Origin of the sequence: Campylobacter sp. RKI_CA19_01128, from assembly GCF_025771175.1 — a bacterium.
GTDB lineage: Bacteria > Campylobacterota > Campylobacteria > Campylobacterales > Campylobacteraceae > Campylobacter_D.
Genome location: NZ_JAKMPU010000006.1, coordinates 38,405 through 49,361 on the forward strand (window position 1 = coordinate 38,405; position 10,957 = coordinate 49,361).

At 29.3% G+C, this 10,957-nt stretch carries 12 protein-coding genes; 1 reads left to right on the top strand and 11 read right to left on the bottom strand.

Translation table 11 applies throughout. The features are described from left to right. Positions 1–22: 22 nt before the first annotated feature. Positions 23–223, top strand: coding sequence for a DUF2892 domain-containing protein (locus L8U98_RS05310; protein ID WP_012661495.1), 201 nt, complete (start codon positions 23–25; stop codon positions 221–223). On the opposite strand, the gene msrA is transcribed toward L8U98_RS05310, so the two are convergent. From msrA to L8U98_RS05365, 11 genes are all read right to left on the bottom strand, one after another. Next, a complete protein-coding gene (gene msrA / locus L8U98_RS05315) occupies positions 220–726 on the bottom strand; it encodes a peptide-methionine (S)-S-oxide reductase MsrA (RefSeq protein WP_263725116.1) in 507 nt (168 codons plus the stop codon). The two genes, L8U98_RS05310 and msrA, sit on opposite strands and share 4 nt — an antisense overlap. Then, positions 716–1,081, bottom strand: coding sequence for a hydrogenase maturation nickel metallochaperone HypA (locus L8U98_RS05320; protein ID WP_263725115.1), 366 nt, complete (start codon positions 1,079–1,081; stop codon positions 716–718). Before L8U98_RS05320 ends, msrA begins: the two co-directional genes overlap by 11 nt. Further along, positions 1,081–2,052: a hydrogenase expression/formation protein HypE gene (hypE, locus tag L8U98_RS05325; RefSeq protein WP_263725114.1), complete on the bottom strand. Its 972-nt coding sequence runs from the start codon at positions 2,050–2,052 to the stop codon at positions 1,081–1,083. Before hypE ends, L8U98_RS05320 begins: the two co-directional genes overlap by 1 nt. Position 2,053: 1 nt before the next feature. Then, a complete protein-coding gene (hypD, locus tag L8U98_RS05330; protein ID WP_263725113.1) occupies positions 2,054–3,145 on the bottom strand; it encodes a hydrogenase formation protein HypD in 1,092 nt (363 codons plus the stop codon). After that, on the bottom strand, positions 3,132–3,413 hold the full coding sequence (locus L8U98_RS05335) for a HypC/HybG/HupF family hydrogenase formation chaperone (protein ID WP_263725112.1): 282 nt from the start codon (positions 3,411–3,413) through the stop codon (positions 3,132–3,134). The genes hypD and L8U98_RS05335 overlap by 14 nt, the downstream gene beginning before the upstream one ends. Beyond that, a complete protein-coding gene (gene hypB, locus L8U98_RS05340) occupies positions 3,413–4,147 on the bottom strand; it encodes a hydrogenase nickel incorporation protein HypB (RefSeq protein ID WP_263725111.1) in 735 nt (244 codons plus the stop codon). The genes L8U98_RS05335 and hypB overlap by 1 nt, the downstream gene beginning before the upstream one ends. A gap of 63 nt (positions 4,148–4,210) precedes the next feature. After that, complete coding sequence (gene hypF, locus L8U98_RS05345) at positions 4,211–6,409, bottom strand: carbamoyltransferase HypF (RefSeq protein WP_263725110.1); 2,199 nt, start codon at positions 6,407–6,409, stop codon at positions 4,211–4,213. Further along, positions 6,390–7,904: a hypothetical protein gene (locus L8U98_RS05350; RefSeq protein WP_263725109.1), complete on the bottom strand. Its 1,515-nt coding sequence runs from the start codon at positions 7,902–7,904 to the stop codon at positions 6,390–6,392. Before L8U98_RS05350 ends, hypF begins: the two co-directional genes overlap by 20 nt. A gap of 100 nt (positions 7,905–8,004) precedes the next feature. Continuing rightward, entirely contained in the window at positions 8,005–8,826 is an 822-nt protein-coding gene (gene pepE, locus L8U98_RS05355; protein ID WP_263675297.1) for a dipeptidase PepE, read from the bottom strand. 73 nt (positions 8,827–8,899) lie between these two features. Next, complete coding sequence (locus L8U98_RS05360; RefSeq protein ID WP_263725108.1) at positions 8,900–9,565, bottom strand: M48 family metallopeptidase; 666 nt, start codon at positions 9,563–9,565, stop codon at positions 8,900–8,902. Continuing rightward, positions 9,541–10,857 carry an MATE family efflux transporter gene (locus L8U98_RS05365; protein WP_263725107.1) on the bottom strand — a complete coding sequence of 439 codons (1,317 nt, stop codon included), beginning with the start codon at positions 10,855–10,857 and terminating at the stop codon, positions 9,541–9,543. The genes L8U98_RS05360 and L8U98_RS05365 overlap by 25 nt, the downstream gene beginning before the upstream one ends. Between the last annotated feature and the right edge of the window lie 100 nt (positions 10,858–10,957).

Sequence of the window (10,957 nt, forward strand, 5' to 3'; positions counted from 1 at the left end):
ATATCAACAAAAAGGAGAAATTATGAGTAAATTAGAAAGAGTGCTAAGAATAGCTTTAGCCATAGTGGCGTTTTCTTTAGGAGTTTATTTTTCAACTTGGTGGGGATTATTGGGTTTAATTCCTTTATTAACAGGTATTTTTGCTGTTTGTCCTATAAGAGTACTTAGTGGAAAACAAGCTTGTCCACTTGGGGTTTGCCCTATTTCTAAAAAGAAAAACTAGGAATGATTTGCTAGTTTTTCTAGCTTTGGTGTAATGACAAATCTACAATAAGCTTGGCTGGGATTATTTTTAAAATATTTTTGATGATAATCCTCAGCCTTATAAAATTTTTCTAATTTTAAAACTTGCGTAACTATAGCTTTAGTGTAATATTTTTGTACTTTTTGTAAAAAATTGCCAATAATTTTTAACTCCTCATTAGTTTGATAAAAAATAACTGATCTATATTGCATCCCCTCATCAGCACCTTGTTTATCTAGGCTTGTTGGATCATGCATTTTGAGAAAAATTTCTAAGATTTTTTCTAATGAAATTTGTTTTTCATCATAAATTATCTTAGCTACTTCTATATTTCCATCGCCATTTATCACGCTTTTATAACTTGGATTTGGCTTACCACCGCTATAACCTACTTCTGTATAAACTACACCTTTAATTTCATCAAACACAGCTTGAGTACACCAAAAACAACCTGCACCTAAAATGATTTCTTTATTTGTCATTGTTTTCTAAATCCTCGTTTTCTTTTAAAACAAGTTGCATAAGATAAAGTTCTTCCCCATCTATGATTTTTAAATCTTTATCTTCGCATTTTGGGCACCAAAAGATATTATTTTCAAGCACTCCACTAAAATGGCATTTTTGACACTCAACTACTACTTCTTGAATATGCATAATAAATTTAGCATTTTTACATAAGGGACTATTTTCTTTAAAAGTTTCAAAGCTTCTTTGTAAAAGTGGAGGCTCAACCCCACTTAAGCGCCCTATTTTAACTTGCACTTCTTCAATAATTTTTCCTTGAGCATATTCTTCGCAAAGCTCTAGTAATGATTCTGTAATACTTAACTCATGCATTAGCAAATTCTTGGTAAAAGTTCGCCTTTTGGAGCCTCTAAAATGCGTTTTGCTCCATAAGCATTTTCTAAAACCACTCTTGCTTTTTCATTAGCTGTGATTTCACCTATAATAGCTGCATTAGCATTGAATTGTTTTAAAATTTCTAATGCTTTTTGCTCATCTTTTTTATCTACACAAATAATAAAAGTTCCTTCATTTGCAAGCTCATAAGGCTCATATCCAAAAAGCTCACAAACCCCTAAAACTTCATCATAAACTGGAATTTTTTCTTCATATATTAAAAGCTCTAAATTACTTAATTTAGCCCATTCATTTAAAACCGCACTAAGTCCACCACGCGTAGCATCACGCATTGCTTTTATAGAAATATCTGCATTTAAAAGTGTTAAAACTTCATCTTTTAAGCTTTTACAATCACTTTGGATATTTGCCTCTAAATTATTTCTTTCAACCAAAACTGCACAACCATGAGCTCCAATATCCCTTGAAACTAAGATACTACAACCACTTTTTAATTCTTTGGTATTGATTTTTTGTATATTTTTACCTATACATGAAGTATTAATATATATTTCATCGCCTTTATTTTTAGGAACAACTTTAGTATCCCCACAAACTAGTTTTACTCCTGCTTTATCACATTCTTCTTTTATAGATTTTAGTATAATTTTTAACTTTTCTATCTCAAAACCCTCTTCTAAAATCAAAGCTAGTGATAAATATAGCGGTTTTGCTCCCACCATTAATACATCATTTACGCTACCACAAACTGCTAATTTTCCTATATTTATATCTTTTAAAAAGATAGGATTTAATACAAAAGAATCGGTGCTAAAAGCTAAATCATCTAAAATAGCAGCGTCATTTGCTTCTTTTAAAACATCATTTTCAAAAATAGAAAAAATTTCATTTATCAAAGCATTCATTTCTTCGCCACCACCACCGTGGGCTAGAGTAATTTGTTTCATTTTATGCCTTATCTTGATAGTATTTATAATAAGCCGCACAAGCTCCTTCACTAGAAACCATACAACTACCTATAGGATTTTTTGGAGTGCAAGCTTTTGCAAACACCTTACAATCATAAGGCTTAGCTAAACCTCTTAAAATTTGACCACAAATACAAGCTTTACTCTCATCTTTACTTTGCACTTTACAATCAAACACTTTACTAGCATCTAAGTGCGCAAATTCATCTTTTAAACAAAGCCCACCATTTACAATCACTCCAAGACCTCTAAATTCAAAATCACAAGGTTTAAAGTATTTTTCTACTAAAGCCTTAGCTTTTAAATTTCCTTCTTTACTAACTACTCTGTGATATTCATTATAAACTTCAAAAGTATTTGCATTCATTTGCTCTACTATATTTAACACACTAAGCATTATATCAACCGGTTCAAATCCACTTACTGCTATAGGTGTTTGGTATTTTTTAGCAATAGGTTCATAAATGTTTGATCCTGTGATGACACTTACATGAGAAGGTCCTAAAAAGGCATCAATTATTACATTTTTATCTTGCATGATAGTTTCTACTGCGGGTGGAACCAAAACATGATTAATATGAAAAAATAAATTTTTTAAATTTAAAGCCATGCTTTTTTCTATAATCACCCCACTCATAGGTGTAGTTGTCTCAAAACCTATGGCAAAAAAGATTATATTTTTTTCAGGATTTTTTATGGCTATATCTATCACATCCAAAGGTGTATAAAGTGCTCTAATATCAGCTCCTTTGGCTCTAAGATCAATTAAGCTTTCATAACTTCCTGGCACTTTAAGCATATCGCCTAATACACAAAAGATAGTATTTGGCATACTTGCAAGCTTTAAAGCCACATCAATACGCTCTCTTGGCATAACACACACAGGACAACCTGGGCCATGTACAAAATTAATTTCTTTTGGCAATAAATCAGGTAAACCAAATTTCATAATACTATGCGTATGTCCACCACAAATTTCCATGATATTAATAGGCTTAGTAATTTTAGAAGCAATAAGTTCTTTTAGGGCTAAAATTCTTTCTTTATCTCTAAAATCATTAATTAAATCCATTTTTTAGCCCCATATCGCCTTCATTTTCATCAATTTGTCCATTTTGCATTTTCTCTGCTATATCTGTATAAATTTTTAAACTCTCTTGTGCAGCTTGAGTGTCGATTTTTTCCATAGCAAAACCCACATGTATAAGCACATAATCACCTACTTCTAAAGGTTCGCTTATCAAGTCTAAACTCACTCTTCTTTTAACCCCTAAAGTTTCTACTATAGCTGAATTTAGCTCATCAATTTCTAAAATTTTAGAAGGTATAGAAAGACACATTAGTTAAGCTCCTTTTTCATTTTTAGATAACTTATCCAAAGATCAAATCCTGTTTTTGTTTTGCTATCTAAAATCATAATATCTATTTTAGGATTTAGCCTTTTAGCAGCCATAGAAGCTGCTTTAAAATCAAAGTCAAAATGCTGAGCTAAATCAGCTTTAGTAATGACTAATAAATCAGCCTTTCTAAACATCACTGGATATTTTTCTACCTTATCACTACCTTCTGTTACTGAAAGTAAAACTACATTTAAATGCTCACCCAAATCATAACTTGCAGGACATACTAAATTTCCCACATTTTCAACAAATACTATATCAAGCTCGCTAAGTTTAAAATGATGTAAAGCTTCATGCACCATAAAAGCATCTAAATGACAAGTTTGTCCTGTGGTGATTTGATGAGCTAAACCTCCTGCTTTAATAATGCGATTTGTATCATTATTAGTTTCTAAATCTCCTTCAACCACGGCTATTTTTAAATCATCTTTTAAAGTTTTTATAGTTTCTTCTAAAAGTGTTGTTTTACCGCTTCCTGGAGAACTCATTAGATTAATACAAAGAGTATTATACTCATTGAAATGCTCTCTATTATGAGCTGCTTGATGATCATTTTTTGATAAAATTTTGCTAATAACATTAATAGTTTTTTCATCTTTTAAAGCTGGATTTTCATGATGGTGATCATGATGATGTTCATGTCCATTAATAGAACAGCCACAATCTTTACACATAATCTTTCCTTTATATTTTTATTTTATTGTATATAAAAAAGTATTAAAAAAATATGAGTTTTATTAAGTTTTTAAAGATAAATAATGCACAAGTTGCCCAAGCGCAATAGAACTATCATTGCAAGGAAATTGCAAAGAAGTCTTATAAGTGAATTTTTTTCGATCTAAAATTTCAAGTAAGGTTTTATTTTGAAATACCCCGCCACACAAAAGCACTTCTTCTTTAAAATCTTTTGAATATTCTATAATTAAATTTGCAATGCCATTAAGTAAACCTGTGCTAATTTTAACCTTATCTTTATCTTCTAAAGCTTGCAAAAAGGCATTTTTAAAGCAAATTTCTTTTTCTTTAATTTCAAATTTGTAACTATAATTAAGATTTTTATCATAATATTTTTCCATCAAAAGTCCAATTTGTGCTTCATAATCAAGCTTTTGTATATCAAAAGCAAAAGCGCCAAAAGCATCAATAATCCTACCAAGAGAACTCGTATATAAAGAGCTTTGAGTGTGAATTTTTTTAAGATTGCTTAATTTTACTTGAGAAAATTTAGCTAAAAACTCGCTAGCTTTGTTTTCCAAATTAAAATCAAAAATCAAAGCTAAAGCTAAATTTGCAATGTTTTTAATATCTGCATTAATGAGTTTGAAATTTTTAAAATGATTTAGCCTTTCATAGCTTTTTAAATTCGCTCTAAAAATCTCCCCACCCCAAATTTTTCCATCATCTCCATAACCTGTTCCATCAAAAACAAAGGCTAAAACATCATTTTTGTAAATTTTGTGTTCAAATAAACAAGCACACAAATGTGCATAGTGATGTTGTACGCGAAAATTTTTATCATCTTTAAATTCTTTTACATAGTTAAATTGTGGGTGTTTATCACTTAGAATCTGATCAAAATTTAGTTTATAAGAGTTTTGAAAGAAAGTTAAAATTTTAAAAAATCTCTCTTGTATGTCTAAACTTTTCATATCGCCTATATAAGGAGAAATAAAAATTTGATTTTTAAAAAAACATGCAAATTCGTTTTTTAATTCACTTCCTAGAGCTAGAATATTTTCTTTTGCATTAAAAATATCTGCTGTGTTAATATAAAGTGGATTAAGACCTCTTGAAGTCCTTAAAAACATAGTTTTTTCGCTAATAACTTGAGCAATGCTATCATCACTTGAATTGTGTATTGCTCTATCATAATCAAGATAAAAATCAAACACATCACTAAGTTGCTCTAAAAGTTTTGTTTCTTCATAAATAATGCTTTGTGAGCTTAAATTAGCACTTGTTGCAATGATAGGTTTTTTAAAATGTTCAAAAAGCATTAAATGTGTTCCCATATAAGCTAACATAATACCTATTTTATTGGTATCTGATGCTAAGCTTTTATGGATATTTTTGCTATTTAAAATAACTATGGGTTTTAAATTTGAAGTTAAAAGTTTTGCTTCAGCTTCATTAATAAAAGCTAATTCTTGAGCCATTTTAAGATCTTTTACCATGATAGCAAAAGGCTTTTTAGGGCGATTTTTACGTATTCTAAGTTCATTTATAGCATTTTTATTTGTGCTATCACAAATTAAATGAAACCCACCCATACCTTTAAAAGCTATGATTTTACCTTCTTCTAAAAGCTTTGCAAGCAAGATAAAAGCTTTTTCATCTTTGGCTAAAATATTTTGATTTTTATCTTTTAAAAAAATAGTAATTTTACATTTTGGGCATGAGAGTGGTTGGGCATGAAAACGACGATTAGTAGGATCTTCATACTCACTTTGACAAAAAGAACACATTTTAAACTCATCCATAGTCGTATTAACTCTATCATATGGAAGTTTTTTTATAATAGAAAATCTTGGTCCACAATTTGTACAAGTGATGAAAGGATATTTAAATCGCGGATTTTTCTCATCGTAAAATTCATTATAGCAATCCTCACAAAGAGCAAAATCACTTAAAATCGGGCTAAATTTTTCACTATCTTGTGAAGTACTTATGATAAATTCATTATAAGTTTTTTGAAGTTTTTTATAAGAAAAGCTAAAATCATCTATCCTAGCTAAAGGTGGTAAATTAGCAAAAAGTTTTTCTTTAAAAATTTCTAATTCATCATTGCTACACTCAAGGATTATAACAACACCTAAGCTATTATTATAAACTTCACCTTTTAAATTAAGCTCTTTAGCTATATTAAAAACAAAAGGACGAAAGCCAACGCCTTGCACTAGCCCTTTAATGTGAATTTCATATCCAAAGTGGGACATCACTTAACTTAAAAAAAGGTATGTGTTTGAATACATTTTTACTAAGGCTTTTATGCTCAAACAAGCTCCCACTAAGCACGGCACAATCAACTTGTTCTTTAGCTTTTAAATCATCAAATAAATCTCTTAAAAAATACGCCAAACTCTCAACAACACCTAAGGCTATGATTTGATTTTCTACTCCAGCAAGCTTAAAACTCATCACGCTTCTTAAGGTCTTAGTATAGTCAAATTCTTTTTGCTCATTAAGCTTAAAATCTATCCTAACACCTTTTGCCATTTTACTCTCATCTGCTAAGGCCAAAAGCGCTAATGCTGCTTTTTTCTCGTCTTCATCAAGCTCTAAAATCATCCCTACCATGCCAAAAAGATTAAAAAAATTATTAGCCATATTTAGTTCTTTTCGCACAAGAATAAATTCTTTTTCATAATTAGCTAATAATCTCTTAGCAACATCATCTTGACTTATAGTTTCATAAAACTCATCAAAGCTTTTTGGTAAATTTAGTTTTAAAAGATTGATTTCTTTATCAAGTAAGATAATATCATCATATTTTTTACTAAGTTCTAAAAGCAAAGGCTTTTTATCTTTAAAATCAGACAATATACAAGAAATTCTTGCAAAATTTTTATCTTCTTTTTGAAAAATCAAATTTTTAAACTCAGGTAAAATATAATCATAACCCCTGCAAACTACTAGTTCATTTTCGATTAAAGTCACTTCAAAATCATCTTCAAAATGTTCTAGCTTTTTAAAATTTAAAAACTTAATTCCTTCTTTTTCAAGCTCAAAACATAAGGCAAACAAGAAAAGATTATCATATATTTTTATTTTAAAATACTCATGATTTAATTGATGATTTTGTCTAAAAATAGCATTAAATTTAAGTTTCATTAGAGGTTTTTCAACCCCTGCTAAGATTTTAAATTGCTCGTTATTGCAGGAAAAAAATGCATTGATATGTTTTGGATCACTTGGCATTAAAAAATCATCTAATGCTTCATTAAAAATTTCAAAAACATATATTCCTTTTGAGTTTTTAAAATATATTTTTTCTTTGTTTTTTAATTTTTCTAAGGCTTTTTTTAAATTATCGCAGAAATTTTCTTTAGTGATTTTTATAAAATATTCTTCTATTTTAAACTCTTCTTCTACAAAAACACCCCATTCATTTTCTAAAAGCTCGCCATTAGTATAAGCATTTGCATTGAGTCTTGTTAAAAAACTTCTTTTGGTGAAGGTTTTTTCTTTTTTTATAGGTGTAAAATCTTCTTCTATAACTTTTAAGTCAAATTTGTTTAAAAAAACACTATGGCTGATATTTTCTAAATTAGAACAAAAGGCTTGAATTTCATCTTTTTCACCTTTAACTTTAATGATGATTTTTTCATCTTTTTGCTCATAATTATACACATAATCTTTAGCATAATAAGCTAACAAATACTCAAAAATATCGTTTTTAGATTTATAATCAAAAGTAATTTCTAAAAGCAAGTTAAAAACCTTAAAATTAAATTTTTAAAGTATAAATATAACAATTTTAATTCTAAGGAAAGCTTAAACAAGCTATCTAAAATATAGATAGCTTATTATTTTAGTAGTTAAATTCAGAACCGATAGCGATTTTTTGAATTTCTTTTTTGTTTTCAAGTTTTAAAAGTGGAGCATTTTTGTCCATACCTAAAACTTTTGCTTTTTTACCATCAAGTGACAATGCAACACCTTCAGGTAAAGCATAAACCACTACTTTAGGATTAACAATCAAAAACTCTTCAAGTCTTTCTTCGCGACTTTCACCATTGTGTCCTACTGGTTTACCTGAGATAAAATGCGGGTTGATTTGATGAGGGAAGATATTGAAAGTATTGAATGATTTTGGTTCAACTATAGGCATATCATTAGTTGTCATCATAGTTGCACCTGCTACGTTTGAGCCTGCTGACCAACCAACATAAGGTACACCCTCACTTACTCTTTTTGCAATGAGTTCTACTAGGTTATTATTATAAAGCTGATTTACAAGTTCAAAAGTATTTCCACCCCCTACAAAAATCGCATCAGCACTTTTAACAATATCAACAGCATTACCTCTATGTACACTAATTATTTGAAGTCCTAAACTCTCTAAAGCTTTAGCAACTTGTGCTTCATATTGTTCATAAGTTTTTCTAACACCTGCATAAGGTATAAATGCTACTTTTTTGCCTTTTAAATTATTTTTTTCAACAAATTCTTTAAGCCAAGGTAAAGCATGGTTTAAATACCCAGTGTCTTTATAGCCCGAACTTGAAAGCAATAAAGCTTTTTGCTTATCTTTTGGAAAATTAACCACATCGTTAGCATTTAAAGCCACACCGCTAAAAAGCATAGCAGCTAAACCCAAAGCACCTACTTTTAACAAATTTCTTCTTTTCATTGTTTTTCCTTTAAAAGATATTTAAAAACAATTTATTTTAATAAATAATTTTTTAAAATAAAATAAATTTTTGTTAAAAAATAAGACTTTTTAGAAAAACCTCTCTTGTCTTGTAATCAGGCATTAATTTATGTAAAAAATCATAAAATTCTTTTTGATGGTGTGGGTAGATTAAATGTGTAAGTTCATGCAAAATCACATATTCTATAGCTTTTATAGGTTTTTGCATGAGTTTTAAATTTAAGTTTATATATGCTTTTTGATGATTACAAGAACCCCATCTTGAAATCATTTCTTTAATACAAATTCTTTGCACCTTTCTCTTGTGGATAAATTGCCATTTTTTTATAAAATACTCAAAAATCACCCTAGCACTACGCCTTAAGAAAAGATCCAAGGCTTTTTGATTTTTTGCAAAAATTTTATCTTTTTTTATGAGAACTTTTTTATGATTTTCATTAAAAACTAGCTTGTATTTTTTACCTAAAAAATACAATTCATCACTTGCTAAAACTACTCTTTTTAAAGAAAGTTCTTTTTCTTTGGCTCTAATCCAACTTTCATTTTTTTCTAAAAATCTTAAAACATCTCTTTGCTCATAATATAGCGGTATACTAAGCTTGAAAGTTAAATCCCTATCTACCCTAAGTCTTAAGTATTTAAGTTTTTTCTTTTCAAAAGCAAAACGAAATTCTTTAAATTCTAAAATTCCTTTTATACTAGTGCTTTGCCTTGCCATTTTTTACTTTTCCATCTATATGAATTGACTATACCGCGTAAAAACTCATCTGCACAAAAACCTACCCAAACTCCTAAAATTCCAAGTCCAGCATAAAAACAAAGCACATAACCAACCGGTAAAGAAACTCCAAGCATAAATACCACTCCACTTAAAAACGGAAACCTCGCATCACCACTTGCTCTTAGTGAATTTACCATGACTATATTAAAAGTTCTTGAGATTTCTAAGAATATTGAAAGAGTAAAAAGTGGTATCATAAGTTCTTTTAAACTTTCTTCAAGCTTTACTACACCCATGGTAAAATCTTGCAAAACATAATTAAGTAAAGCCACAAAAGCACTTGCAACCACGCTAAAATACAAAGCTATCCAAGTATGTTTATAAGCTACATTTAAGTATTTTGCGCCAACTAATTTACCTATGATAATCTCATTTGCCACGCTTATAGCTTGCCCTACTAGCATGATAAGTAAAGAAATTTGAAAATAAATCGTTTGAACACTTAAATTTTCTTTACCTAAACTTGCTACAAAAGCAAAAGCTATAGTGTATTGTATAAACCATATCAAATGCTCTCCTGCTGCAAAACCACCGATATTAAAAATCTTTTTAAGTACCACTTTTTCAAGGCTTATCATCTCTTTAATTTTAAGATGAATTTTGAGCTTAAAACTAAGTATTGCTATAAGCATACTAAAGGCTACCAAACGCCCAAGTATATTACTAAGCCCTACTCCAAAAAGCTCTAGCTTAGTAAAATGCAATACATAAAAATTTCCTATAAATATCACAACATTCATCAATAAGGTAGTAAACATAACCCAATAAGCCATATTATACACCCTAATAATAGCAGCCAAAACTATACCCATAGCATCAAAAAACAAACAAATTCCAAGCATATGCAAGTAAATTTCACTGTCTTTTAAAAGTTCATTTGGAATTTGCAAAAGATAGAGCAAAAACTCTCCATGCCATAAAATCAAACTTCCACACACAAAACCAAGCAAGGCATTTAAAAATAGACTTTGATGAATTGCCTTTCTTGCTAGAGTGTAATCCTTAGCTCCTAAAGCTTGAGCGATCACTACACTACAACCCACACTTAAAAAACTAAAAATAATAATAAATAAATCTGCTACTTGATTACCCGCACCCATAGCCCCAACTAAAAAGTTAGAATACTGCGAAACCATCACAGTGTTGATAATCAAAGAAAAATATCTTAAAAACATTTCAAGTAATATAGGCATACTAAGATGCTTGAGTGAAAGTTGTTTGTTTGCCATGAATACTCTTTTGATAATAATCTTTTGAAAGTAAAAAGTAATTTTACTTAAAAATTACTTTTTTAAAGATAAATATATTTTTAATTTTGCTGATTTCAAG

Coding starts and splice junctions, on each gene's coding strand:
- L8U98_RS05310 (WP_012661495.1), top strand. CDS start 23: ATGAGTAAATTAGAAAGAGTGCTAAGAATAGCTTTAGCCATAGTGGCG.
- hypD (WP_263725113.1), bottom strand. CDS start 3,145: ATGGATTTAATTAATGATTTTAGAGATAAAGAAAGAATTTTAGCCCTA.
- hypE (WP_263725114.1), bottom strand. CDS start 2,052: ATGAAACAAATTACTCTAGCCCACGGTGGTGGTGGCGAAGAAATGAAT.
- L8U98_RS05320 (WP_263725115.1), bottom strand. CDS start 1,081: ATGCATGAGTTAAGTATTACAGAATCATTACTAGAGCTTTGCGAAGAA.
- L8U98_RS05365 (WP_263725107.1), bottom strand. CDS start 10,857: ATGGCAAACAAACAACTTTCACTCAAGCATCTTAGTATGCCTATATTA.
- hypB (WP_263725111.1), bottom strand. CDS start 4,147: ATGTGTAAAGATTGTGGCTGTTCTATTAATGGACATGAACATCATCAT.
- msrA (WP_263725116.1), bottom strand. CDS start 726: ATGACAAATAAAGAAATCATTTTAGGTGCAGGTTGTTTTTGGTGTACT.
- pepE (WP_263675297.1), bottom strand. CDS start 8,826: ATGAAAAGAAGAAATTTGTTAAAAGTAGGTGCTTTGGGTTTAGCTGCT.
- L8U98_RS05360 (WP_263725108.1), bottom strand. CDS start 9,565: ATGGCAAGGCAAAGCACTAGTATAAAAGGAATTTTAGAATTTAAAGAA.
- L8U98_RS05335 (WP_263725112.1), bottom strand. CDS start 3,413: ATGTGTCTTTCTATACCTTCTAAAATTTTAGAAATTGATGAGCTAAAT.
- hypF (WP_263725110.1), bottom strand. CDS start 6,409: ATGTCCCACTTTGGATATGAAATTCACATTAAAGGGCTAGTGCAAGGC.